This is a genomic window from Salinispirillum marinum (assembly GCF_042650105.1).
GTDB classification, from domain to species: Bacteria; Pseudomonadota; Gammaproteobacteria; order Pseudomonadales; family Natronospirillaceae; genus Salinispirillum; species Salinispirillum marinum.
In genome coordinates this window covers 718,107-743,783 of record NZ_JBHSAL010000002.1, presented here as the reverse complement: position 1 = coordinate 743,783, position 25,677 = coordinate 718,107, and the positions used below count along the sequence as shown (strand labels likewise).

Annotated in this window: 20 protein-coding genes; 8 read left to right on the top strand and 12 right to left on the bottom strand. The window is 53.8% G+C overall.

Features of this window, described 5'->3' with window-relative positions; genetic code table 11:
• Positions 1–98 precede the first annotated feature (98 nt).
• Positions 99–677 (top strand): NnrU family protein, encoded by a 579-nt coding sequence (locus ACFOSD_RS10605; protein ID WP_380696293.1) that lies wholly within the window; start codon positions 99–101, stop codon positions 675–677.
• Between the two features lie 14 nt (positions 678–691).
• On the opposite strand, the gene ACFOSD_RS10600 is transcribed toward ACFOSD_RS10605, so the two are convergent.
• The 4 genes from ACFOSD_RS10600 to ACFOSD_RS10585 form a co-directional block, all read right to left on the bottom strand.
• Positions 692–2,518, bottom strand: coding sequence for a protein kinase domain-containing protein (locus ACFOSD_RS10600; RefSeq protein ID WP_380696291.1), 1,827 nt, complete (start codon positions 2,516–2,518; stop codon positions 692–694).
• 426 nt (positions 2,519–2,944) lie between these two features.
• Positions 2,945–4,198 carry a 2-oxo acid dehydrogenase subunit E2 gene (locus tag ACFOSD_RS10595; protein ID WP_380696289.1) on the bottom strand — a complete coding sequence of 418 codons (1,254 nt, stop codon included), beginning with the start codon at positions 4,196–4,198 and terminating at the stop codon, positions 2,945–2,947.
• Positions 4,199–4,231: 33 nt separating this feature from the next.
• Positions 4,232–5,209, bottom strand: a complete 978-nt coding sequence (locus ACFOSD_RS10590) for an alpha-ketoacid dehydrogenase subunit beta (protein WP_380696287.1) — start codon at positions 5,207–5,209, stop codon at positions 4,232–4,234.
• A complete protein-coding gene (locus ACFOSD_RS10585) occupies positions 5,202–6,392 on the bottom strand; it encodes a thiamine pyrophosphate-dependent dehydrogenase E1 component subunit alpha (RefSeq protein ID WP_380696285.1) in 1,191 nt (396 codons plus the stop codon). Before ACFOSD_RS10585 ends, ACFOSD_RS10590 begins: the two co-directional genes overlap by 8 nt.
• Positions 6,393–6,638: 246 nt before the next feature.
• On the opposite strand from ACFOSD_RS10585, the gene ACFOSD_RS10580 reads away from it, so the two are divergent.
• The gene (locus ACFOSD_RS10580; RefSeq protein ID WP_380696283.1) at positions 6,639–9,221 is read left to right on the top strand and encodes an EAL domain-containing protein; all 2,583 of its coding nucleotides are present in this window, start codon (positions 6,639–6,641) and stop codon (positions 9,219–9,221) included.
• Here the strand turns inward: ACFOSD_RS10580 and ltaE are convergent.
• Entirely contained in the window at positions 9,190–10,266 is a 1,077-nt protein-coding gene (ltaE, locus tag ACFOSD_RS10575) for a low-specificity L-threonine aldolase (RefSeq protein ID WP_380696281.1), read from the bottom strand. The two genes, ACFOSD_RS10580 and ltaE, sit on opposite strands and share 32 nt — an antisense overlap.
• A 152-nt stretch (positions 10,267–10,418) precedes the next feature.
• On the opposite strand from ltaE, the gene dauA reads away from it, so the two are divergent.
• Positions 10,419–12,119 (top strand): C4-dicarboxylic acid transporter DauA, encoded by a 1,701-nt coding sequence (gene dauA, locus ACFOSD_RS10570; protein ID WP_380696279.1) that lies wholly within the window; start codon positions 10,419–10,421, stop codon positions 12,117–12,119.
• Here dauA and ACFOSD_RS10565 read toward each other — a convergent pair.
• A complete protein-coding gene (locus ACFOSD_RS10565; RefSeq protein ID WP_380696277.1) occupies positions 12,116–14,719 on the bottom strand; it encodes a mechanosensitive ion channel domain-containing protein in 2,604 nt (867 codons plus the stop codon). The two genes, dauA and ACFOSD_RS10565, sit on opposite strands and share 4 nt — an antisense overlap.
• Positions 14,716–15,624 (bottom strand): hydrogen peroxide-inducible genes activator, encoded by a 909-nt coding sequence (locus ACFOSD_RS10560; protein ID WP_380696275.1) that lies wholly within the window; start codon positions 15,622–15,624, stop codon positions 14,716–14,718. The genes ACFOSD_RS10565 and ACFOSD_RS10560 overlap by 4 nt, the downstream gene beginning before the upstream one ends.
• Before the next feature lie 97 nt (positions 15,625–15,721).
• Here ACFOSD_RS10560 and ACFOSD_RS10555 point away from each other — a divergent pair, with 97 nt between their 5' ends.
• Positions 15,722–16,567 (top strand): NAD-dependent epimerase/dehydratase family protein, encoded by an 846-nt coding sequence (locus ACFOSD_RS10555; protein ID WP_380696273.1) that lies wholly within the window; start codon positions 15,722–15,724, stop codon positions 16,565–16,567.
• Between the two features lie 5 nt (positions 16,568–16,572).
• Here ACFOSD_RS10555 and ACFOSD_RS10550 read toward each other — a convergent pair whose 3' ends face one another.
• Positions 16,573–17,640 carry a DUF3080 family protein gene (locus ACFOSD_RS10550; RefSeq protein ID WP_380696271.1) on the bottom strand — a complete coding sequence of 356 codons (1,068 nt, stop codon included), beginning with the start codon at positions 17,638–17,640 and terminating at the stop codon, positions 16,573–16,575.
• Between ACFOSD_RS10550 and ACFOSD_RS10545 the strand changes: the two genes are divergently transcribed.
• The 4 genes from ACFOSD_RS10545 to ACFOSD_RS10530 all read left to right on the top strand — a co-directional run bounded on the left by ACFOSD_RS10545 (position 17,639) and on the right by ACFOSD_RS10530 (position 23,404).
• Positions 17,639–18,892 carry an efflux RND transporter periplasmic adaptor subunit gene (locus ACFOSD_RS10545; RefSeq protein WP_380696269.1) on the top strand — a complete coding sequence of 418 codons (1,254 nt, stop codon included), beginning with the start codon at positions 17,639–17,641 and terminating at the stop codon, positions 18,890–18,892. The two genes, ACFOSD_RS10550 and ACFOSD_RS10545, sit on opposite strands and share 2 nt — an antisense overlap.
• The gene (locus tag ACFOSD_RS10540) at positions 18,892–21,993 is read left to right on the top strand and encodes an efflux RND transporter permease subunit (protein ID WP_380696267.1); all 3,102 of its coding nucleotides are present in this window, start codon (positions 18,892–18,894) and stop codon (positions 21,991–21,993) included. The genes ACFOSD_RS10545 and ACFOSD_RS10540 overlap by 1 nt, the downstream gene beginning before the upstream one ends.
• A 54-nt stretch (positions 21,994–22,047) precedes the next feature.
• Positions 22,048–22,398 (top strand): hypothetical protein, encoded by a 351-nt coding sequence (locus tag ACFOSD_RS10535; RefSeq protein ID WP_380696265.1) that lies wholly within the window; start codon positions 22,048–22,050, stop codon positions 22,396–22,398.
• 100 nt (positions 22,399–22,498) lie between these two features.
• Entirely contained in the window at positions 22,499–23,404 is a 906-nt protein-coding gene (locus ACFOSD_RS10530) for a sensor domain-containing diguanylate cyclase (RefSeq protein ID WP_380696263.1), read from the top strand.
• Between the two features lie 13 nt (positions 23,405–23,417).
• Here the strand turns inward: ACFOSD_RS10530 and ACFOSD_RS10525 are convergent, their stop codons facing one another.
• From ACFOSD_RS10525 to cysS, 4 genes are read right to left on the bottom strand one after another with little or no spacing between them, the layout of a single operon-like run.
• Positions 23,418–23,786: a sirohydrochlorin chelatase gene (locus tag ACFOSD_RS10525; RefSeq protein ID WP_380696261.1), complete on the bottom strand. Its 369-nt coding sequence runs from the start codon at positions 23,784–23,786 to the stop codon at positions 23,418–23,420.
• Entirely contained in the window at positions 23,783–23,986 is a 204-nt protein-coding gene (locus ACFOSD_RS10520; protein ID WP_449329095.1) for a Trm112 family protein, read from the bottom strand. Before ACFOSD_RS10520 ends, ACFOSD_RS10525 begins: the two co-directional genes overlap by 4 nt.
• Complete coding sequence (gene yidD / locus ACFOSD_RS10515; protein ID WP_380696259.1) at positions 23,983–24,264, bottom strand: membrane protein insertion efficiency factor YidD; 282 nt, start codon at positions 24,262–24,264, stop codon at positions 23,983–23,985. The genes ACFOSD_RS10520 and yidD overlap by 4 nt, the downstream gene beginning before the upstream one ends.
• Positions 24,265–24,268: 4 nt before the next feature.
• On the bottom strand, positions 24,269–25,663 hold the full coding sequence (gene cysS / locus ACFOSD_RS10510; protein ID WP_380697263.1) for a cysteine--tRNA ligase: 1,395 nt from the start codon (positions 25,661–25,663) through the stop codon (positions 24,269–24,271).
• Between the last annotated feature and the right edge of the window lie 14 nt (positions 25,664–25,677).

Genomic DNA, 25,677 nt, shown 5'->3' with positions numbered 1-25,677 from the left:
CAAATGGATAACAATATCTGTCCGGCAAGATACTGGAGTGCAGGCCATAAAGCGTCTATGCTGCCCACAACCATTTAAAGCATCGTGAGGGACAGTGTATGGCGGTTATGATTTTGGGCTTGATATTGTTTTTGGGCATTCATTCCGTGCGCTTGGTATCAGACTCCGCACGCGATCACTGGATGAACCGCTTGGGAGAAGGGCCGTGGAAGGGGCTTTACACAGTGATTTCTCTGGTGGGGTTTGTATTGATCATCTGGGGTTATGGATTGGCGCGGCAAAATATGGTGTGGCTGTGGGTGCCACCTGTTGCCCTGGCGCACATTGCCGCGTTACTGATGTTGTTTTCCTTCATTTTTCTGGTCGCTGCCTTTGTCCCTGGCACCCACATTAAAGCCCGACTCGGGCATCCCATGGTGTTGGGCGTAAAGGTGTGGGCCTTGGCGCATGTGTTGTCGAACGGTACGTTAGCGGATGTAATCTTGTTCGGCAGTTTTCTGGTGTGGTCGGTAGCCATATACGCTAAAGCACGTCGTCGTGATCGCGCCAATGGCGTGACCTATAAGGCGATCAGCGCGCAGCGCGATGCCATTGCGGTGGTGATAGGGCTGGTAGCATGGGGCGTGTTTGCATTGTTCCTGCATGGGTGGCTCATTGGCGTTAAGCCATTTGGTTGATCAAGTTTGGTCGTTTATCGCATCGCCTTCGGATTTTTTGGGTAGAAGCGGTCCGCGAGTCGGGGTTGTATGCCGAATTTGCGCGTATTTTTGTACGGCATTTTCATAAACCCCGATACGCCCAAGCCTTGAATGAGGGGTATGGCCTGCACGATGCGTTTTAAAGCGGCGGCAAATTCCAACTGCCGAGTGTCATCGAGCAAGACGTAGTAATTGTGAATTTTGAGGTGTGTGGGCAGCGCCTCAAAGATAATGAGCCCAGTATGGCGAATGTCATTCAGCAGAGTGATTTCGCGCATGATCTCGTCGGGCAGCGTTAAAAATTCATCGGGGTCTTGCCCGTCTTCAAAATACGAATGGTTGCGGCTTTTATCTTCGCTTAAGGGTGCTGTGTGCACATCAAAGGGTATATGAAGTCCCGCCGGTGGCATGAACGGTTCAGATTCCGACACTCGGTCAATGTGCTGGGTGTTCTTCGCGTTGAACATGCAACATTTGAACACCCCTTGCCGATGAATGGCGCGGGCTAGGGTGACGATGTTGTTCACCGTCGTGATGAAGGATTTCTTCAGTCGGCTATCGTGCAGGTTTAGGCTGGAATCAATAAACACTTCGTCACCTTCCCAGCGTACGGCTAAACCGCCCAAAATGGGGTATTTCCCCAAGCGGCTGATGGCGGCTAAAAACGCCCGTTCGGTGTTGCCCATGCCGTGCATAAAGTTTTTGTAGTATTTTTCCAGTTCAACGTCATCCACCTCGGCCAGCATGTACGGGTCTAAGTTTCCGGCTCGTAGGAAGCTCTTGCGTGAGCTGTACACCACGCTTTCGATATCGGGTTGGTCGTCAAAGGCCCAGACCGGCACCTGCGGTTTTTCGTCGTCACCCGGCAGGTCAAGCATCACCAGGTTCTTCATCTGCGGCATGCGGCGGAACCAGTAGTCGCCCGCTGTCCGCCGCTGCGCATCATCACCGCTGAGCAGGATTTGGAGCGTGACGGCGAATTCTTGCGGTAAACCCAACGCCGTGACAGGAATGGCTTCATAGCCATAGCGGCAGCTTTGTCCCGAGGCCAGGGCATAGAGGGTGGCAGCGGCGCCTTGTTCGTCGAACCTCGGCGAACTTAGCCCGCCGTTCAGTTGTTCTTCACCGATAAAATAGACATCGCCCAGCTTGGCGTTGGTGTGGTTCATGTCTTCACTCATCAAGCCAAAGGCGTTGCGGCCAATCGGTTGGCCGTTGATGTCTACTTGGGCAAACACGCTGGAACCCCAATCGATGAGTTTGATGCGTTCAGTTTGTGGGTCAAAGACGATATTCGAGGGTTTGATATCACCATGCACAATGGGGCTGTCGCCTTCCACAGTGTGGAAGTCACGCAAGGCTTGGAGAACATCGATCAGTTGGGCGGCAATTTTGATGATGAGCCGGGGCGAGAGCTTTCCATAGCGCACGGTGTAGGCCTCAAGGTCCATGCCGCGTGCGCGTTCCATCATCAGAACAGACTGGCGGCCAATTTTGGTGTATTCACTTACGGTAGGAATTTGCGGGTGCAAAATTTGGCTTTGCATCCAAGCTTCGTCTTCCAAGCGATCCTGAATATGCTGGGGGAGGTTAATGCGGGAAAATTTGAACACATATTCCGTGCCATCGTCGGCGTTGCCGCCAAACACAAACCCGTAGGCACCTTTACCAATAAACTGTATCTGTGCAAACCCCAGTTGTTGCAGTTGGTTGATGCACAACTGCACCCAGTCTTTTATCTTCTGAGCGTCCTGATGGCTCATCAAATAGATAGACTGTTCTTCATTGATGTAAAACTGCTGCAACACGGGTTGGTTCACACAGTCCTCATTTCTTACCGGCGTTCCTGTTTAGTGACCGGCTGCTTTGGCCTGGGTTCAGGGGTGATCTATTCCCGCGCTGTTGGACTCCTGTCCAAAACGCGCTAATCGCTCTCCTGCCCTCTGGAATAGACACCCCTGAACCCAATCCAGCAGCCTAGCTCAACATTAAACACATCAATTAAATTCAGCCACAACTCAGTAGATCAGTTCATACCAAATTGCTCAACAAGGGAGAAAAGTTGGTCTTAGGGCCTGAATTGATGATTACTTATGGTAGGTCATCGCCGCGTTGGGGGTGTCCAGTGCCAGAGGGCAGGAGCCCGACTAGCGCCTCTTGGGCAGGAGCCCAAGGCGCGGGCACGGACAACCCCCAACGAAGGTGATGACCGGCAACGGAAAAACTATCGCTTTAATTAATCCAGCTTAGCGAAGATCTGCCAGCATCTGCATAGGGTCTTCGAGGTAAGCCTTCCATTGATTGCAGAACCGCGCAATGGTGCCGCCGTCGATCACCCGATGGTCTCCTGACCAACTCACCTGCATGATTTTCCGCTCCACCACCGACCCGTCAGCCGCAAAGCGCGGTAGCGCCTGCACGCGGCCTAATGCCACAATCGCCACCTCCGGCTTGTTAATGATCGGCGTTGCCACCGTACCACCAATCGCCCCAATATTCGAAATGCTGATGGTGCCACCCTTCATATCATTCGGCGCTACCCGACCAGCGCGCGCTGCGTCCGTCAGTCGGTTGACTTCACGCGCCACCTCTTTCAATGACAAGCGTTGCACACCTTTAACATTGGGTACTAACAGCCCCATTGGGGTGTCGGCCGCCATGCCGATATTGATGTCCGCTAAATAAGTGATTTCCGTACAGTCTGCGTTCACGCGACTGTTCAGCACAGGGTAAGCCTGAATCGCCAACGCCATCGCTTTCATAAAGAACGGCATCATACTGAGCTTAATACCTTCTTGGGCAAAGGCATCCTTAAGACGCTGACGTACAGCATCCAGTTCGGTAATGTCCAGCTCGTCGGCGTAGGTAAAATGCGGAATAGTAGAAACCGAATCCATCATCTGCCTCGCCATCGCCGCCTTCACCCCTTTAATGGGTTCGGTACGGTCAGTTGACGGGTTTTGCAGCGCTGCTGTTGTCTGCGCGGGAGCATTCAGAGCAGCCGCGGTGTGGCCTTCCGTAAATGCCACTATGTCTTCTTTCAAAACACGGCCATCTTTGCCGGTCCCGGGCACTTGCGTTAAGTCAACGTCGTGCTCGCGGGCGATGCGCCGCACCGCCGGGCTGGCTAATGCCTTACCGCTAGAGGCCGTGCTGGTGGCTGCCGGTGTGTCCTTCGCTGTGGTTGAGGCGGCTGGCTGATCCTGCGCAGGCGCAGGTTTAACTTCTTCAGCCGTCGTTGACCCGCCCGCTGCGTCCTCGGACGCTACCTCAATTTCAAACAAGGGCGCATGCACTTTGGCGATGTCGCCTTTTTGGCAGTATAGCTTGCTCACCGTACCGGTGTGCATGGCGGTGATTTCCACCAATGCTTTGTCGGTCATGACATCGGCCACGGGTTGGTCTTCCTGAATGTGTTGGCCTTCGCTGACATGCCATTCCACCAGCTCGCACTCGACAATGCCTTCGCCGATGTCGGGTAGAATAAAATCGATTTTCATACGCTGACGTGCTCCGTAATGTAGTGTCGAGGATCAGTAAGCCAAACTGGCCTTAATGGCTTCGTAGGTTTTTAAGTGATCCGGCATGTATTCTTTTTCCAACGCCAGAGGGAACGGCGTATCCAGCCCGCACACACGTGCGATGGGCGATTCCAAATGCAGAAAGCACACTTCCTGAATCGCGGCAGCGATTTCCGCACCAAACCCGGAGGTGCGCGGTGCTTCGTGGTTGATCAGCAATCGACCGGTTTTGCGCACCGAAGCAGCCACGGTATCGCGGTCCCACGGAAGCAGGGTCCGCAGGTCAATGACTTCGCAGGATACGCCGTCTTTGGCCGCGAGGTCGGCGGCTTGTTCGATGGCGTCCATCTGCGCACCCCATGCCAACAGGGTGATGTCGGTGCCTTCACGTACCACATCCGCTTTACCCAGTGGGTGCTCGTAGATACCTTCAGGCACTTCCCCAACGGAAGCCCGGTAGAGTTTTTTAGGCTCGAAGAAGATGACCGGATTCTGGTCATGAATGGACGCCAATAACAGCCCTTTGGCCTGCTCGGGGTTGCGGGGTACGACAATTTTTAACCCTGGCGTGTGCGTAAAATAGGCTTCAGGCGATTGTGAGTGGTAATGCCCACCGTTGATGCCGCCGCCATAAGGGGTACGAATGGTCAGGCCGCCCACATTGAATTCGTTGCCCGAGCGATAGCGGAATTTGGCCGCTTCGTTCACGATCTGGTCAAACGCCGGAAAAATGTAGTCGGCGAATTGAATCTCCGCGACCGGTGTCATGCCTTGCGATGCTAAGCCGTTGGCAAAGCCGACGATGCCTTGTTCGGTCAGAGGGGTATTAAAGCATCGGGTGCGGCCATGCTTTTCTTGCAGGTGGCTGGTGGCACGAAACACGCCGCCGAAATGACCGACATCTTCACCGAAACACACCACGCTGGGGTCGTTGCTTAGCGCGGTATCGAGGGCGTTATTGATCGCCTGTAGCAGGTTCATTTTAGTCATTCTTGAGCCTCCAGGACGATTTCTTATACTGCTCCGGGTACTGCTGAATATGCGTTTTCAACGCCTCATACTGTTCGTTCAGGTGCCAGGGAATTTCGTCGTAAACATCGCTAAATAAATCTTCAAGTGGTGGGGCAGGGAGCTTTTCTGCCGCTTTCATGGCATCCATGATGGCTTTGCGGTGTGCATCTTTGCGCGCGCTGTCTTGGTCTTCGTCCCACCAACCCTGCAACAACAGGTACTGTTTCATGCGCGCGACAGGACATTTTGCACGCCAGGTGTCTTCCTCGGATTTACTGCGGTAGCCGGATGGATCATCGGAGCTCGAGTGCGCACCCAAGCGGTAGGTCATGGCTTCAATCAGTACCGGTTGGTTTTCTTCCACCGCGAGTCGACGGGCTTCTTGCGTGGCCAGCAAGACAGCCAGCACGTCGTTGCCGTCTACCCGGATGGTTTTAATGCCAAAGGCCACACCACGCGGGGCGATGCCGTCACCGGCAAATTGTTCATGTGCTGGGGTAGAGATGGCGTAGCCATTGTTGCGACAGAAGAAAATGACGGGCACTCGCAGCACGCCAGCCATGTTCAAGGCCGCATGGAAGTCGCCTTCCGAGGCCGCCCCTTCACCAAAATAACAGATCACACAGTTCTTCTTGTCTTGCGCTTTATAGCCGTATGCATAACCCACGGCTTGCGGCAGTTGCGTACCCAAGGGTGACGAAATGGTTTGATAGTGCAGGGCTGCTGAGCCATAGTGAATCGGCATTTGCCGCCCCTTGCCCAGATCCTTTTCGTTCGAAAAAATCTGGTTCATGAATTGTTCCACCGTAAAGCCGCGGAAGGCGAGCGCACCTTGTTCCCGGTACTGCGCCATGATCATGTCATCATGCGCGAGTGCGGCTGTGCTGCCAATGTCGGTGGCTTCTTCGCCGGTGGCGGTCAGATAAAAACTGATGCGACCCTGTCGTTGTGCCGCCAGCATCCGCTCATCCAACGCACGTATGAACAAAAACGTATCGTATATTTTTAACGCCAGTGTTTGGTCGATATCGGGCAGCTTGGCCTTCGGGTAGGGTTTGCCGTCTTCCTGTAACACCCGCAGCGTTGGAATGCTCAGATCACTCCCGTCGATGAACACCGGTTGATGCACTATGCGCACATCTATGGGTCGCTTATCCGTCATAGGGTACCTTCTTGTTGTTCTTGTGGTTGTTGTGTTTGTGGTCGTACCGTTGTTTTCCGTCCACCTATTGGCTAATCTGCAGTTTACGTAAAGGTTAGCTTATGTCGACAAGAAGTGCTCGTTTTTAACATTTTTCAACATCGCCAATGTGGCATTGACTGGAAAAATTTATGAACAGTGCAAGTTTTCCTTAATTCCTGTCACTGTCGGCCGCTAAGATAAAGTAATAAAGTTTTAGAGTGGACTATGGAACGAGAGCGTGGCTGCCCCTACTGTTTTCGGGTAATGCTGATCAGTGCTGCAGCGCTGGTTTTTGTGTTGGTGATGTTACAGCCTTCACGCTTTTCTATTCCTGAATGGCCGTTTGAATTGCAGTACTGGGTGGCGGATGAGCCGCTGGACATCTCGGCATTGCCGGCCAGTGACAATGCCGGTTGGCAATGGTTACCGCCCAGTACAGACAGCCTTGGGTTTAGCCGGTCGAGTGTGTGGTTGCGCATGCCATTGCCGGATCGACCCTTAAATGATTCGGTGTTGGTATTCAATTCGCCATTCGTCGACTATATTGATATTTACGTCCGCCGTGATGGCGCACCACCTGAGTTGTTGGCTGCGGTGGGTGATCGTCGATCTTTTTTTGATCGACCGGTGTCGTTGCCACGTTTCATCATCCCTCTGCCGTTTGGACTGACGGCCGAGGATGAGTTGTTGTTGTATGTCGCCAATGACGGCGCAATCATGTTTCCCCTCATATTGGCACCCTCGATGGATGCAGTGCTGGGCAGTTATTCTGCCCAGCTCTATTTTCATGGTTTGATGAGTGGTGTCTTCGTTTTTACGGCACTTCTGGCGTTTGCCATTGGCTTGCTGCTCCGGCGCTCGATGGAACTCTATTTTGGCGGCATGATTCTGAGCATTCTCTTAGTTCAAGCCGAACTCAATGGTGTGTTGTATGCTTTCTTATGGCCCAATTCGCCGGGTCTGAATTTGGCGACCTATGTGGGCACTATGACGGCGGCGATCTGCGGTGCGTCCTTTACCCTACAGTTCCTGCATGGCGAACGACCCTATCGCTGGTATGACCAGCGAATTCTGCGTACCTTGCGTGACCTGTTGGTCGTGCTGTTGGTGCTGTTCCTGGTGAAGACGTTGCTACTGCCTTGGCCAAACCAGCAATGGGTAAAAGTCGGTCAAATAATGACGGCGTTGGTCGGCTTGGGCATGGTGCTGGCCGGGTTAAGGGCCTCACTGCAGGGCAGTGAACGGGGCCAGATATTTTTTGCCGCGATTGTCTTGATCATTGCCGGCATGCTGATTCTGGTGGCGCGTAGCGCAGGCTATGTGCCCGATACCTTGTTGACGGGAGCGGCACTGGAGCTAGGCTCGGTGCTGGCGGTGATGATACTCACCGGAGCCGTCGTTCGGGAGATTTACGCTGAAAAAAACCGGATGATTCGGGTGCAAAAAGACCTGTTGCGCAAAGAAGCCGATGCGACGGAGTTGCAGGCCAAACTCATTCGGCAGGCCCTGACCAACGACAGCTTGAAGCTCCCTAATCGGCAATCGCTGTTGTTGTTTATGGAACAGGAAAAACCGTTGCACGGCACCTTGCTGTTGATCGGCTTTAAGCATCATCAAAACATTGAGCGGACCATGGGCATCAGTGTGGCGAACAATGCCTTGGTCGCCATTACTGAACGTCTCGCGAGCTGGGCGGAAACGCACACGGACAATCTGGCTTACGGTCGTGCCGATCACGAACGTTTGGACAACGGGCCGTTTTACTCTATAGAAGACGCGGTACTCGGCATTCTGATTCGCAGTGACGGTTTGGACGAGGTGCTGGTGGCGCTGCGAAAGGTATTGGAACGCGGTGTATCGGTAGGTAATTTTGAGGTGGATCTGGCACCGGTTTTTTCTTCCATTGCCTGTGCCGATTTCGATTTGGATGAAGAAGATTTGGTGCAGGCGGCTTTGTCTTCGCTGGATTTAGTCACCCTCAGTCCTGACCACTTGGCGTACCAGCCAGCCCACCAACAAGACAGCTTGGATCGGCTGTTCTTGTTGAGTGCTTTGTCAGCCGCGATTGATCAATCGAATCTCGAACTCTATTTGCAGCCCTTAATGAATCTGCAAGGGGATGAAATTGTCGCCGCCGAGGTGCTGTTGCGTTGGCATCATAAGATCCTGGGTGCGGTGTCGCCAATGGTATTCGTACCTTTGGCTGAGGAAACCGGCATCATCACCCGGCTGACGGTCTGGCTGGCGCAAGAGGTGTGTCGTGTCCATCATCAACTGCAACATGCCGGGATAGATATAGGCTTATCCATCAATATATCGGCCGAAGATCTCGCGCATCCGGATGTCATTGCGCGCATACTGGATATTGCGAAAACTCAAGCGGGTGACGCCTTGCGCCTGAAGTTGGAGCTGACGGAGACGGCTGTTATGCGTTCCGGGCGTGCGGTTCGGGAATCGGTTGATCTGATCAAGGCATCGGGGCTGGGTTTCTCCATTGATGATTTTGGCGCCGGACACTCGTCTCTATCGCGCATTCACGAATTGCCGGTTAATGAGCTGAAAATTGATCGTTCAATTCTCGAAACCAGCATGGCGCGGCAGGAGTTCTCGGTGCTGAAGTCGGCTATCGGTCTGGCGCGCAGTTTACGCTTGCGTGTGGTCGTGGAGGGGGTGTCGACGTCGGAGCAATTAAAGCTGTTGCGTAAACTGCGGGTCGATGCGGTACAAGGGTATCTGATTGCCCGACCGCAACCGGTCGAGCAATTTATTGCGTGGCTTAAAGCGCGAAATTCGACATCGCCTGAATAGCTTGATCAATGTCTTCATCACCGATGTCCAAATGTGTGACCCAGCGTACCCGGACCACCGGCCCGCTGGCCCCACGTTGAGACCCGCTGGTCACCAACACACCATGCTCGGCCAGATGTTTGAGCAAGCTGGGTGCCAGAGTGGCATCAACGTCCATAAACAAAATGTTGGTGTTGGCGTCATGCACCACGACCTTACCCTTCAGATCGGGTGATTCATCGCATACGCGACGCAGCTCACTGGCGAGGGTCAGAATGTTCAAGTGATCTTCCGCCAGCCGGTGAATATTGTTTTCCAACGCGTAGCGCCCAGCGGCGGCTAGGATACCGGCTTGGCGCATGCCACCACCCAGCATTTTACGAACGCGTCGGGCTTGCTGAATAAAGTTCTGCGAACCAAGCAACAGAGAACCCACGGGCGCGCCTAGTCCTTTCGACAAGCAAATAGAGACCGAGTCGTAACCCTGGCAAAGTGCACGGGCAGTAACGATAGGATCTGCACCGTCTTCGTGTGCAATCGACACGGCGGCATTGAACAAACGTGCACCGTCGATGTGGGTCACCAATCCGCGTGACTTAGCCAGTTCGGCGGCAGCATGCATATACGACATGGGCAGCACTTTTCCGCCATGGGTATTTTCAATCACCAATAAACGGGTACGGGCAAAATGCGGATCATCCGGTTTGATCGCCGCTTCAATATCGGCAAGAGCAAGGGTGCCGTCTGGCTGGTGTGGCACCGGCTGCGGTTGAATAGAACCCAGCACGGCCATGCCGCCGCCTTCCCAGCGGTAGGTATGCCACTGCTGCCCGACGATGGCCTCATCGCCACGCTGGCAGTGGGTCATTAGAGCAATTAAATTGGTTTGTGTGCCGCTGGGGGCGAAAAGCGCCGCCTCGTATCCCAGCATATCCGCCGCCATGCTTTGAAGGGCATTGACCGTCGGGTCGCCTGCAAATACATCATCCCCTAATGGGGCGGCCAACATGGCGTCTTTCATTGCCAGGGAGGGTTGAGTTACGGTATCGCTGCGGAAGTCGCTCACTGTGGCTCCTGAAAATGGGGTAAGGTTTTTCCGTAATCAATTTGCCCTTATGGACTTTTTATTGCAAGTCTGTATCGATGAGCTGTACTTAATCTTTAATTCAGTTAGCATTAATTCAGTATTTCCTTAATTGCCTTCACGTGGACGGTTGTATGCGCCTTTCGGTTAAGATTCCGCTCGCTGTTGCTTTTATCACCAGTGTTTTCCGCGAGCCGTACCATGGACAGGATGTGCGCAGTGATGTCATGGCCGGGCTTACGGTGGGCATTGTGGCCATTCCGCTCTCCATGGCCTTGTCTATCGCCATCGGCTTACCGCCGCAACATGGGTTGTTCACCGCTTTGGTGGCTGGCTTCTTTATTGCGTTACTGGGTGGCGCTCGTTTATCGGTTTCCGGGCCTACGGCGGCCTTTATTGTGATACTGCAACCCATCGTTTTGCAGTATGGACTGTTAGGTCTTTTACTGGCGACCTTAATGGCCGGCGTCATGCTGGTGTTCATGGGTGTAGCGCGCTTTGGCCGCCTGATTGAGTTCATTCCATCGTCCGTTGTGCTGGGGTTTACCGCCGGTATTGCCGTGGTCATTGCGACCTTACAAATCCCCGATAGCCTTGGGCTGCATTTTGAGGAATTGCCGGAGTTCTACCTAGCGCGATTATGGACCATGCTGTTGGCGCTACCGCAGACGCAATGGCCTGCGTTGTTGATTACCGGCATTACCTTGGCGGTGTTAATCCTATGGCGTCGCCTACCCACAAGCATTCCGCCGCATTTGCCTGCGCTCTTAGTGGGCGTATTCGCCGCCATGTTGCTGCAACAATTTGGGTTTGCCGTTGAAACCTTGGCCGATCGCTTTCAATTCACCTTGCCTGATGGTACGCAGGGTACGGGTATTCCGCCTTTTCTACCGACCTTTAATTGGCCATGGGCCGGTAACTTGGCAGGTGCTGCTTGGTTATTTGCCCTAGCGCGCGAATTGCTGCCCTTTGCATTTGCCATTGCCATGTTGGGGGCTATTGAGTCCTTACTGTGTGCAGTGGTCATGGATAATATGTCCGGCCATCGGCACGACGCCAATGCGGAATTAGTGGGGCAGGGTATTGGCAATATGTTGGTTCCGTTCTTTGGTGGCATTACCGCTACGGCTGCTTTGGCACGGTCGGCCACCAACTATCGTTCCGGAGCGCGTACGCCCATTGCCGCGATGACCCATGCGCTGGTCGTCGGTGCCGCCTTATTATGGTTTGCGCCCTGGTTGGGGTATTTGCCCATGGCATCCATGGCGGCTTTGTTGCTGATGGTGGCGTGGCAAATGAGCGAGCGGCATCACGTGGTGCATCTGGTGAAAAAGGCGCCACAGGGTGACATTGCCGTGCTGATACTGTGCGCGGTGCTGACGGTACTGGTGGATATGGTGGTGGCTATTTTTGTGGGTGTGGTAATTGCCGGATTCTTGTTTATTCAGCAAGTGTCGGTGATGACGCGGGTGCAGGATGTCTCAACGCACCCCAAACATGCACCGCAGGGGCTGCCTGACGGGTGGGCAATTTTTAAAATTACCGGCCCCATCTTCTTCGCGGCTGTAGACCGTGTATTCACCGAGCTGCGAACAATGAGCACTGGCAAGCGCGGGGTGATTCTGTATTTAGATGGGGTGTCGGTATTGGATGCCGGCGGCCTGGATGGCCTGGCGGCGTTCCGCCAGCATTGTGCTCGCCATGGCATTGAACTGGTGTTGGCGGATGTGCAGTTTCAGCCCCTCAAAGCCTTAGTGCGGGCAGGCGTGCAGCCGGAAGACGGCAAGTTTATGTTGACCAGCACGCTGGCTGAAGCGGTTGAACGTGCAACCTAGCCTTGGTCGGATTTCGGGGTCGGGCCACGCCGTTGTTGCTCAATCAACCGTTCCACCCCTTCACTGTTGCGTAACCGTATATCGACTTGTTGGAAGGCAATCTCAATGCCCGCGGCAGCGAATTCGCGGTCGATGTAGCGGTTGATTTCGTCAATGGCGGGGTTGCGGTCGAGCAGTTCGTGCACATGAATGCGCAACTCGTGGTCGAGGGTGCTGGCACCAAAATTCAAAAATAGCACTTGGGGCTCAGGATCATGCAGCACTCTGGGGTTGGCATGAGCCGCATCGAGCAATATTTTTCGCGTAAGTTCCAGGTCGGAACCATAGGCCACACCTACATGCACAATAACCCGTGTCACTGTATCCGTCAGCGACCAATTGATGAGCTGTTCGGTGACAAAGGTTTTGTTGGGCACGATGATGTCTTTACGGTCAAAATCAGTGATGGTGGTGGCGCGGATACGAATTTGCCGGACACGGCCGGATAAATTGCCCAACGTAACAACATCACCAATACGCACCGGACGTTCGAACAGTATGATCAAGCCGGATACAAAATTGGCGAAGATTTCTTGTAAGCCGAAACCCAAGCCGACACTAAGGGCAGCAACTAACCACTGCAGTTTGTCCCAACTGACGCCGAGGCTGGAAAGCGCGATAACGATACCAATCGAGGTGATGATGTAGTTGAACAAGGTAGTAATGGCGTAGGCACTGCCTTGTTGTAACGCTAGTCGAGACAACACCAGCATTTCCAGCACGCCAGGCAAATTGGCGGCCATAAATAGGGTAATACCGACAATAAAGAGTGCCGTGATAAAGTCGGCCATGCTCATTGGCGTTGGAGACTCCGGCCCTCCGTACTCCCATAGCACCAGAGTGTCCAAATAGCCAAGGGCCGTGAACAGATCTGCCCAAACCCAGTAGAGAAGCCCGCCAAATACCGCTAACAACAGAAATCGAGCCAGGCGCAAGGTTTGTTGGCGTACTTGTTGAAGCTCTGCCCGCACCTCGGGTTCCAATATGACGGTTTGTTTGTCTGCCGGAGTGTTGGTGTTTTGTCGAGCGTTTCTCTGCGCTTCTTCGTCGCGTTGGCGTTTTAGGCGCGCGGTTGAGTGGTTAATACCTTGCATAACGGTGACTTCGACAATCACCCAGCCTGCCAACACATAAAACGTCGCCAGTAAACGACCGGTGAGTTGCAAGGCCGTGTAGTAATATCCGGCCAACGTTAACAACACCAAGCCTAGGGGCAGGAGCACCAAAACTGCCGTGAGTAACCAATGCACCGCCTGTGAGCGATAGATCTTGGGTAGACGCCGAAGCAAGCGGGAAAAAAGCCATGCGATGGCCGTCCCGGATGCCAACATGACCCAGACCCCAAGGACATCATCGGCCAAGGACACCGTTTGTTGCTCTGCCAGCGCCAAGATGAAGCTAGTGGGAAGCAATACCCATGAAAAGCGGCTTAAGAAGTGCGTCAAAATCTCACGTTGTTCGCGGGGCCAATTGAAATGACGATGCGCAAGCTGCGAAGTCGTCAGCACGCGGCGTAAAAAAAGCACCACAAATAAACTGAATGCAAACGCCAGCAGTGCCGGGCCAATAGCCATCACATCTTGCGTTTCCCAATGCGTCAACAAGGTACCAAAAGAAAGAATAATCAAAGTGAGGGGTAAGGCCTGAAGGGCCACCCAACACAGGGCCTGCACCGTTAGCCAGATGTTCGGTGGCTCCGGTGGGAGGGGTTCGTCGAGGGTGATTTCGATCTTCTCCCACGACTGAAAATGATTGCTGTGCAAAGCGTCGGTGTAGGCCGTCATCTCGTCATTTATGCGTTGCAGTTGGCGGGCAATCCAGGACTTTGATCGCCACGCGGCGATGCCACTGCCAAATAGGGCCAGCGCCAATAAGGTTTGCCATAAACTCAATGCTTGGGCATCAAACCCCAGCCGGAGGCTCCGGGGTAGTTGAACGATTTGTTGGCCCAGTTGGGCGGGGAATTGCAGCAGCCAAGGTACGCCGATGGGCGGGTTACTGGGAATCCAAAACAGCTGTTCTGCCAGCGAATCGCGCAGGCGTTCGCTGGTGGAGGCCAACGCGCGCTGCTCGCTTTGCAACATCACCGCCAGACTGACCAAGGTTTGCAGCTCGTCGAGCAATTCCTCAACCGGCAGGTTGTTGTCCAAGGTGCTTTGTTGCAGTTGTGAAATCTCGAATTGCCGCAAGCGCGTGTCGGCAATAAGGTCCGATAAATCCGCGTCCAGTGAAACATTGGGCAGCGCCGCGCGCTGTTGTTGCAACACGCGATAGATTTGCACACTGCCGGCAAGCGCCAAGATATGCTCATTCAATGCACTTTCGTTTTCTTGCAACCGGCGATGTTGCGCTTGCACCGTTTGTAAGCGGGCTTCCAGCGCCTGCCGGGTAACCGATAGGCGCATTAAGTCTTGATCCAGTTGTTGCAGCGACATTGTCTGCTCAGGAAGCGGAAGGATAGCATCTTGCGCAACGGGTGCGCCTTGCGACCATGCCAAGGCACTGCAAAACAACAGGGTAAGCAGGCCAACACACATGGCTGCCACGCGCGCTAAGATCATAGTTTGCAAGCCTTTATGGCGGTTTCGAGCGCATCAATGGCTTTTGGTCGCGGGAAGCTGGCCCGCCAAGCCATGGCAACTGTGCGTTGCGGCGGGTCATTGACGAACGGGCGAGAGGTTAAAAACTCTTTGGAATAGGGCGTATGAATCAAGGCGCTGCGCGGCAGAATGGTCACACCCAACCCGGAGGCCACCATGTGGCGAATGGTCTCTAACGAGCTGCCATCGGCCATGGTCTTCACCTTGCCATGCGGGTCGCGGGTAGCCTGTGCAATGGTCGGGCAGGCCTGTAAAATCTGATCGCGAAAGCAGTGACCTTCGCCCAGTAGCAGCAAGTTGGTGTCGTTTAGTTGATCGGCGGATACACTGTCTTGTCCGGCTAATTCATGATTGGCTGGTAAGAGTACTTCGAAATCTTCTTTATAGACCGCCTTGGTTAACACATCGGTTTCGGTGAAGGGCAGGGCAATAATGGCGACATCAATCTGGCCATTGCGCAGGCGCTCGCGCAACCGCGCCGTGTAATTCTCTTCGATCTCCAGCATCATCTCAGGAACAACACGACGCAGTTGCGGGATGAGCTGGGGAAAAAGATAGGGCGCTACCGTATAAATTGCACCGAGTTTCAGCGTACCACTCAGGTCATCGCCGGTATTGCGGGCCAACATTTCCAAACGATCGGCCTGTTCAATGACTTTTTTGGCTTGAGCAATCAGCAGTTCTCCGATCGGGGTGATCATCACCATACTGCGACCCCGTTCGAAGATTTGTACATCTAGCCGTTGCTCTAGCTTGCGAATAGCAACACTTAGCGTAGGCTGACTCACATGACAACGATCGGCCGCTTTGCCAAAATGCTTTTCTTCGGCTAATGCCAGCAAATAGCGTAATTCGGTAAGGGTCATCAACGTCTCCTTTTCTACCCGGAAAGAATAGGCTCTCGTCGATAGATCAGCACTATTCTAATTTTGAAATTGATAAACATTGTACATGGGGAAAGGCATGACACAAGCGAAAATCGGCGTGGTAGGCATGGGTGATTTGGGTGGCCGGATTGCGCAATTGGGTATGGCGTCGGCGCCGGTGGTGGGTATGCGACGAGGTAGCGGTGCACCCCACGGCGTGACGCTGATTCAACATGATGCCAGCACACCCTGGCCAACCTTATTTGACCAACCGGAGTTGGAGATGGTGGCTGATTGGGTGCTGTGTTTGTCGCCGGGTGGCCGCACGGTTGATGCCTATCGACAGGCCTACACGCAGGTTGCAGAACAAGCGCTATCGTGGTTGCAAAAGGTCGCCCCACAGGCGCATGTCTGGCTTATTTCCTCGACCAGCGTGTATGGCGAAGCACAGGGTGATTGGGTTGATGAGTCCACCATCACACGGCCTGAAACGCCAACCGCCAAGGTGTTGGTGGAAGCCGAGCAGTTGTGGTTGACGTCTCCACAACCCTGCACGATATTGCGTCCGGCTGGTCTTTATGGCCCTGGGCGTGAGTACATGTTTCGGCAAGCCCGTGAGGGATTTCAAATTGCCGATGCAGACCCCATTTACACCAACCGAATCCATATCGATGATGCCGCTCGTGCGGTGGTGCACTTGCTCAAACGGCGCCGCACCGGAGAGCGCGTTGCGGATTGCTATAATCTGACCGACAACGCGCCTGCTGCGTTGCAAGAGGTCTTGCATTGGTTGCATCAACGGCTGGGTATAACACCGCATGAGTCGCGCCAACTGGAACGCAGCAGCAAACGCATCGCCGCCCAACGCTTGGCGGATACCGGATTCACATGGCATTACCCCAGCTTTCGTGAAGGGTATAGCATGATGTTAGCAACAGAGTGATCGGGTTAACGACGAACGCCACCACACGGGGCAAGCACGTCCTGCCACAATGCGACATGCGTGCGAGTCAATGCGCGCAGTCGTTCAGCGTCATGGTGCAGTTGCTGGCGATAATTTAGCCAAGCCTCGACCGCTATGCCTGAGGCATTTGCCAGGGCGTCCAGGGCAGGTAATAGCTCCTCCCCCATACGATTCAAGGTGGCCAGATAGGGTTGCACTTCACCAATAAAGAACAGCACTAACACATTGTTGGCCGTTTCACTGCGCTGGGTTGGGCGGCCTTGCGGACAAAGACGGTTCTCGGCGATACCTTGTGCTAATCGTGCATTGCCTGCCGTCAACCCCGCCATGCTGACTTGTACCGAACGATGCCATTGGCCCACCACATTGTGCTGCCCTAGACGTTGGTAGGTTGCTTCGAATTCTTCGTTGACAGGGAGGTCCAGCGTGGGCCATTGTGTTGCCCAACCGGTTAAGATACGCAGGTCATCCAAGGTTTGATGAAGGCCGGGTAGGGCATCGGCGCCCCAGCTTTCATGGGCGGCTTGAAATAATTGCCGGACTTCGGGCGCGGCCAGGGTGCCGTTCCAAACCGCCAGTGGCCATTCCTTTTCTTTCTCGAGCTGCCATATTTTTAGGGTTTCCGCTAACTCGTCATCGGTCAGCGGGTGGCTTAGGCAAGCTTCAATGGCACCGAGCAATCGGGCTTCAAACCGCCAGCGCTGTGTCGGTGCCTGTACCCGACCTAAAATGCTGTTGCGCTCACTGATTATGGTGAACAGTTCACAATGACGCGTGTCCCAAAACGCCAATACGTTTATGCGCAAAGGGGGGATGTCTTGCTGCATATCGCCTGCTCTCGGTGCTATCACTGCGGGAGCAGGTGACCATGCCGTGTTATCCACGTCAAATACATTGCTTAAGCGACTGAGGTAGTCGTCGTAGAGATCTTCGCCGGTTTGCGCACATCCCGTAAGCCCCCAGAATATGACAAATATCACAATTAATCGTGACCACAGAACCAACCACGAGTTGACCACGTAGATAGCCGAAGTTAAAGGAGCCTTATTCATGCCGATCATTACTCGTAAACGCCTCATAACGTGGTTATTGCCCATCATCATCATCGCCATCGGTTTTTCTGTGGTGCGTTATTTGGGCAGTACAGCGCAGCGCCCCACGCCCGAAGTCAGCACCGGAGAAGTTCGTATTGCCGGTGATACCGCCACGGTTTCGGTTTTTCGGGTCAGCCAAAACACCGAAACGCCCGAACTGGTGCTGTACGGTCAGATGGCCGCGAATCGCCAAGTGACCATGACTGCGCCATTCAGTGCCTTGATTACGCAATTGCCGATAGAGGCCGGTGATCAGGTGGTTGCCGGGCAGTTACTGGCGAGGTTAGATACTCGGAACCTAGAACACCAGCTTGCGCAACAACAAACGCGTTTACAAGACTTGCGCGCGCGTCAGTCGCTTTTGCGCGCCGAACATGAAGCGAATATCGAAGCAGTCTCCATTGAAGAAGAATTATTGAGCATTGCCGAACAAACGGTCTTGCGGACACGAAATCTGCGGCAACGGAATGTGGCCTCCGACTCTGACTTAGAGGCCGCCGAACGTGCCATGCAACAACAACGGATGAGCCTGAATACGCGACAACTGGCCGTGCAACGCTATACCGACCAACAAGCACAATTGGCGGCGCAAGAGGCGGAGGCGAACATCGCGTTAGAGCAGTTGCAAGATCAACTGGATGATGCCGAAATTCGCGCCCCGTTTACCGGTCAAATTGCTGCCGTAAACACCGAAGTGGCCACGCGGGTATCCGCTCAATCGCCCCTTTTTACCCTGCTCAGCCAAGACGATGTCCGGTTGAACGTTTCCGTGCCCACCACGCAATTGGCGTCCTTGCGTCCCGGCATGTCAGCAAGTACAGAATACAATGCGGTGAACTATGCGTTAACCCTGACCGGCTGGGAGCCGATCACTCGGGGCGGAGCCGTGACCGCCCGGTTCGCATTTGACGAAGCACCGGAGCAATCGGCGATTGATCAGTTTTTCCGGCTGCAATTGCAACTGGATCCGCTAACAAACGTGTTCGCGGTGCCTGCCACCCTTGTCTATGAAAATCGTTATGTCTATCGCGTGCAAGATGAACGCTTGCAACGGGTTGATGTGGACGTCGTTGGCTACCAGCAGCGTGGCGAGACCACCTGGGCCTTGTTGCGCAGTGCAGCATTGGCGAGCAGTGACCCGTTGCTGGCATCTCGCTTGGCTGATGCGGCCACCGGACTGGCGGTAATCGTGCGTGAGGAGAGCAACTGATGGGTGGTGTAATCCGGTATTTCGCCCGCCATCGCGTTGCCCCGAATGTGTTGATGGCCGTCGTAATTATGTGTGGTCTGTGGGCTTTGGATCGCTTGAATACCCAGTTTTTGCCCGACTTTGATCTCAGCATCGTACAGGTCACGGCTGAATGGTCGGGCGCCAGCGCCGAAGATGTGCAGGAGAGTTTAACCATTCCCCTAGAGCAAAGTTTACTCAGCAACACCGATATAGACGAGTTGCGCAGTACCAGCTTTGAAGGCGGCATGAACATGAACATGACGCTGCGCGAGAGTGTGCAGGATGTTCGCCAAGCCGTGGCCGATATCGAAAGTGCGTTTGCCACGGTGCGGTTGCCAGAAGGCGCGGAAGAACCTGATGTCAGCCAGTTTGTGTTTTTCGAAGATGTGGCCGATGTACTGCTGTACGGTGATTTGAGTTTTGAAGAACTGCGCACCTGGGCCTTACGAGCGGAGCGTTCGCTGAAGGCAGCGGGTATAGCTCGGGTGGATGTGGAAGGTCTGCCTGAAGCCGACCTTACGCTCACCGTGCCTGTTGAGCGTTTGCTGGAATCCGGCCTGACCGTAAATGATCTGGCGCAGCGTTTGGGTGGACAAAACCTGAATACTCCGGCGGGAATTACCGGAGAAAACGTTCTGACGACGCAGTTGCGGTTTCAGAATCAAACGGTTGATCCCCGTTTGTTGAGCGAACAGCGCATTGCCAGCAACAACAGCAATGGCTTCAGCCGTTTAGGTGATTTGGGTGAGTTGAACCGCGAATACGATGACAACAGCACGCGCCTGTTTTATGAGGGACAACCGGCCGTTCGGTTGAGTCTGAGCCGTGCCAGTGGCGAAGATACTTTGGTGGTCGCAGATAATTTGCAAACGTGGCGCGAAACCTTTGAACCCGGATTGCCCGAAGGCATGTCACTGACGGTCTACAACGAAAACTGGCGGTTTGTGTTATCGCGCATCAACATCATCTTAGAGAGTGGCTTGGGTGGTATCGTTTTGGTGCTCTTGGTGTTGTTCTTGTTTCTCAATCACCGGTTAGCCTTTTGGGTTGCTTTGGGGATACCGGTGTCCTTTATGGCCACGTTGATTTTGGTAGAGTTGACGGGCAATTCGATCAACTTAATTTCGTTATTGGGCTTTCTGATTGCCTTGGGCATTATTGTCGACGACGCCATCGTGGTGGGTGAGGACACCTTTGCGCACGTTGAAATGGGGGAAGATCCCAAAAATGCAGCGGTGGCAGCGGCACAGCGTATGTTGCCTGCCGTTCTCGCATCCAGTGTTACTACGATAGCGGCGTTCCTCCCACTGTTGTTGGTGTCCGGGCAGGCGGGCACCTTCACCAAGGCCGTGCCCTTGGTGGTCATTTTTGCCATTGTGGCTTCCTTGATTGAATGCTTTTTGATTTTGCCGGGTCACTTGGCGCACAGTTTAAAAAATCGGGGTCAACGGAAGCCGAACATTTTAAGGCGGGGCCTAGAGTCTGGCATTGAATGGTTCCGGCAGGTGCCGTTTCGGAATGCGGTACAGTTTTTCGTGAGTTACCGATTGGTGACCTATTCCGTGGCACTGTCGTTTTTGTTCATTGCGTTTGCTTTGGTATCGTCTGGACGCGTTAAATTCGTGTTTTTCCCGGATATTCAACAACAGCAGGTAACGCTCGAGGTTGCCTTTACCGAAGGTACGCCGGTCGCGGACGTGCAGGCGTTCTTGCAGGAAATGCAGCGTGGATTGCGTGATATAGAAGACGAGGTGAACTTCAATTTCGTTAACACGGAAGTATTGGAACTGAACCGGGGTGCACCGGAACAAGGCGCGTTGTTCATAGAAATGGACGGAGCAACCGATCGCCCAGTGTCCAACAGCGAAATCGTTAATCGGTGGCGTGAACAAATGAATGTGCCCGCCAATGTATTAAGTGTTCGATTTGTACAACCCGCACAAGGCCCTAGTACGTCGGGCGTCAGCGCACGTTTGCGGGGCGAAGATTTGGTGGAACTCAAGGCGGCGTCGAATTGGTTGCAGCGGGAGTTGCGCAATTTTGGTGGTCTGCGAGAGGTGAGCGATAATCTGCCGTTGGGCAGTGAACAGCTGTCGCTGACCCTGAATGCCGATGCCGAGTCTCTGGGGATCAATGCCCAACAACTGAGTGGACAAATTGCTGCCCTCACTAGTGGGCGTACGGTGCAGACCATCGCTCAGGAAGGCACGGATCTCGCCATTCGCGTTACGGTGCCTGAAGAAGATGTTGCCACCTGGTTTCAGCTCCAAACGATGCCGGTGCAGGTGCGGCCCGGTGAATGGCTACCGCTTTCGGCTTTGGTCACCGTGGATTTCGCGCAAGCGATTGATCGCTTAAACCGGGTGAATGGCGAATTGTCGGCGGTGGTCAGCGCTCGTGTGGCGCGTGAAGACTTGACCATTGGTGAAGTCAACCAGTGGCTACAGGACGATGTAACCGAGCGGCTGCAAAATCAATTCGATGTGGTGCTTTCGGTTGAAGGCGACCAACAGTCGCAAAATGACTTCTTCCGCGATGTGCAGTTTGGTGCCATTTTGGGCTTGTTGCTGATCTTTGGTGCTCTGGCCTGGGTGTTCGAAAGTTGGTTGTGGCCCTTGGCTGTTTTAGCGGCCATTCCTTTTGGTTTGGTGGGTGCGATTGGCGGCCATTGGGCCATGGGGCTGGAATTGTCGGTGCTCAGTGTGTATGGACTGTTTGGACTATCCGGCATCATCATTAACAATGCCATCGTGCTCATAACGTTCTACCGACGATTACGGGATGAAGGCATGAGTGTCGAAGATGCCGTGGTCGAAGCCTCTGTGCAGCGCTTTAGAGCCGTATTGGTGACGTCGTTGACGACCATTGCCGGGTTAAGCTTCTTGTTGTTTGAAACCTCGTTCGACGCCCAGTTCCTGATTCCAGTGGCGGCCGGTATTGTCTTTGGTTTAGGGTTCGGCACGGTGATCATTTTGTTCTTGGTGCCTGCACTGCTGACCAGTTTAGAGCGAATGAACCAGCGGCTGGTCCGGTTAAAGGCGCGTTTTACGCAATCCTCGACGCCTGAGCTTGCAGGTTGAGTGTTCAATAGGCACCCTGTATAGGCTTTTCTAATCGCCATTATTGGGGTGCCTATGATCGAATATTTTGCCCGCTGGTCCAACGCGCTGGTGCGGTGGTCGCCGGTATTCGCGGTTATCACGGTGCTCGGTGGGTTGCTCATTCCTGCGTCTTTGTTGCCTGGCATTGCCGAACGTTGGATGTTCGTCGGCATGATACTTTTGTTGTGGGGATTAACCATCTGGTGCTTTCTATGGTGGTTCCTGCCGCAGCCGCCACAACTGCAAGCGGCCACTGGTTGGTGGTCACGGTTAAAAATCCGTTCACGGCGCCTATTGATGACCGTGAAATGTTGGCTGTTTATCGGCATCGTAGTGGCCGACCTCGGGCTTACTTACCGCTTTTCCGTGCTGGCTATGTCATAGTGATCTAACCTCGTACACTGTTATAACGAATGAGTATTTTTAATTGTCTCTGCTTGCTCTAGACTGGACTGCATAATAATTAACCAGATTGAACACGGGCATGGATGTAAAGGAAGAATTGCTGCGTTCTGAACTGGAACGACTTCCACAAAAGTTTTATCGTCAAATCCTCACGTTGTTGCCTGAAGCCGTGTTGATGGTGGTGGGGCGACGCATCGTTTTCGCCAATGAAGCCACTTGTCGACTGACCGGAATGCTGTTGCATGAATTGGTCGACCATCACTACGCCCGTTTCATTCCGCGCCCGACACAGCGCGAAGTCATGCGCTGTTTTCGCCATATCCGCGACGGATGTCACAAAATGCCGCGCTTGGTGTTTACCTTGCAGCGTCCCGATGCCACTGTGGTGGTGTCGGTGCAGGTCGCCATTGCTAAAGCAATGGACGGTCCCTTGGTGTATTTGGTCACCCTGCGCGACATTACCCGTGAAGTAGAACTCACCGATGTACTGCGGCAACGAGAAGCCAAATTACGCTATTTGGCGGATCATGATCACCTCACCGAGCTCCTGAATCGGAAAGGCTTTACCCAGCAATTGCGGCGCACGTTGGTGCGGGCGCAGCGGCAAAAAACCACTTTCGCCTTGATGTACATTGATCTGGATAACTTTAAACAGGTCAACGATCAACACGGGCATGGCCGGGGCGATGAAGTATTGCGTTTATTTGCGCAACGCTTGCGCGAATGTTTTCGTGAGTCGGACATCGTAGCGCGTTTGGGTGGTGACGAATTCGTGGTGATTTTGGAAGATGTTGATCCGAATATTTCCGACAACTACCTGGTCGAGTTATTGCGTGACCACGCGTTAGCGCCACTCGTATGCAGTTTTGGTGAATATCACCTAGCCGCCAGTACGGGCGTGAGCCGATTTCCGGCGGACGGTGAAAGTGAGGAAAGCCTGTTAAGCGTTGCAGATGAACGTATGTATAAGGTGAAGGGACGCTGAACCTTTTCCGTCATTAACGTCCGGCTAACGCCTGTACCGCCAAATAATCTACAAAACCCGGCTCTGCCGCCAAGTGCTCATGCAGTTTAATGGTGAGCGCAGGGTTCGCTTGTTGTACCTGCTGAACCAGTTCAGGTATGTCGTGGCGCACATGGGTACCGGCCAATAAAAAACACGGCATCACGTCAATGCGTGTCGCGCCCTGGTCGATCAGGCTTTGTAAGCCAGAAGCTATACCGGGTTCGGCTAATTCTAGAAATGCCGTCCCTAGGGCGTCGTATTTTCCGGCTAATTTTTCACGGACACGAGCGGCCAAGTCGGCAAATTCCTCGTTGCTGCTGGCGAGTCGGCTACCATGTGCCACCATCAATAACGCGTTCATAAACCGGCCTTCTTTAGGGCTTCGTATTCGTCTTGGGCAATGTGTCGCGCCTCACTTTCCAACATAACGGGAATGCCATCACGAATCGGGTAGGCCAAACGGCTTGCCGTACAAATGAGTTCGGTTTTGTCTTTGCTTAAACTGACCGGTGCTTTGGTCACCGGACACGCGAGTATATTGAGTAATTGAGCGTCGATCATGATGACTTCTCGTCCTCCGAGTGGTGATGCGTACAGCCGGAACTGTGCGTATGCGAATGCTTGGGTTCAGGCACGGGGTCTAAACCGCCGGGGTGAAAGGGGTGGCATTTACCAATCCGTTGCACCGCCAGCCAGCTGCCTTTGATGGCTCCGTGTTTTTCTAACGCTTCGAGCGCATAGCTGGAACAGGTTGGGTAGAAGCGACAGCGGGGCGGAAACAGGGGGCTGATGGCCACCTGATAACCGCGTACCAGTTTCTTCAGTACCCATGCCAACATGCTGTTACTTCCACTGCCAGCGCGTGCCATCGCGCGTATCCTGGATTTCAACCCCGGCGGCATCCAGTTCGGCGCGAATACGGTCGGCAGCGGCAAAGTCCTTCGCTTTTTTGGCTGCGGTTCGGTCGGCAATTAACTGATCAATTTTGTCCGGTGAAATGGCATTATTTTGGGCCGAAATTTCCTGGAACCACTGCGTCGGTGTGTAATTAAACAACCCCAGAACTTGCCCACAGGCAACAAGCTCAGTACGCAACTGTGCTTTCTCATCATCCGTGGTGCCTTCCTGGTAGATACGGTTGACCAAGGCATGCAGCTCAGCAATGGCAAGGGGCGAATTCATGTCATCGCACAGGGCTTGAATGACCGCATGGGTGCTTACGTCGGGTACATCAACGTGCGGTAGCGTCGCGGTATCACGTAGCGCGCCGTAAAAGCGGTCAAGCGTCATACGTGATTGCGCTAACAGATCGTCCGACCAGTTCAACAATGAGCGATATTGGCCCGACAACAACGCTAAGCGCAGGACTTCACCGGGATGGCTTTCCAGCAGCTCATGTACGGTAATAAAGTTGTTCAATGACTTCGACATCTTTTCGCCATTGATGTTAATCATGCCGTTGTGCATCCAATAGCGCACATAGTCTTCTGGGTGATCATGGCAGCAGGTGCCTTGTGCCACTTCATTCTCATGGTGCGGAAACAACAGGTCCGCGCCACCACCATGGATGTCGATGGTTGGTCCAAGGTGTTTGTTGATCATCGCCGTGCATTCAATATGCCAGCCCGGGCGACCATAACCCCATGGGCTTTCCCAGCCGGGCTCGTGTGCTTCGACGGAGGGTTTCCACAGCACGAAATCCATCGGGTTTTTCTTGTAACTGGCAACTTCTACACGGGCGCCGGCGATCATGTCGTCGGTTTTGCGCTTGGACAGTTTGCCATAGTCCGGCATGGCGGCCACATCAAACAGTACATGGCCTTCCGCGGCATAGGCATAGCCGCGTTCGATCAGGTTACTTATCAGGTCTACCATGACGTCAATGTGTTCGGTCGCTAACGGCTCAACGGTAGGGGGTAGGTTGAACAACGCCGCCATGTCCTGGCGATAGGCGGTGGTATAGCGTGCGCTGTAGGTGGCAATGTCTTCACCGGCAGCGTGCGCGCTGTTGTTGATTTTGTCGTCAATGTCGGTGATGTTGCGTGCATAGATGACGTCCGGGTAAAGCAGGCGTAGCAGCCGGACAAAGGTATCAAACACCACCGCAGGACGCGCATTACCAATATGAATGTAGTTGTACACCGTAGGTCCACAGACATACATCGTGACCCGCTGCGGATTCAGCGGAACAAAGGTTTCTTTGCGGTTGGTCAACGAATTGTAGATCTGGATCGGCATAGTCACGAATGTTT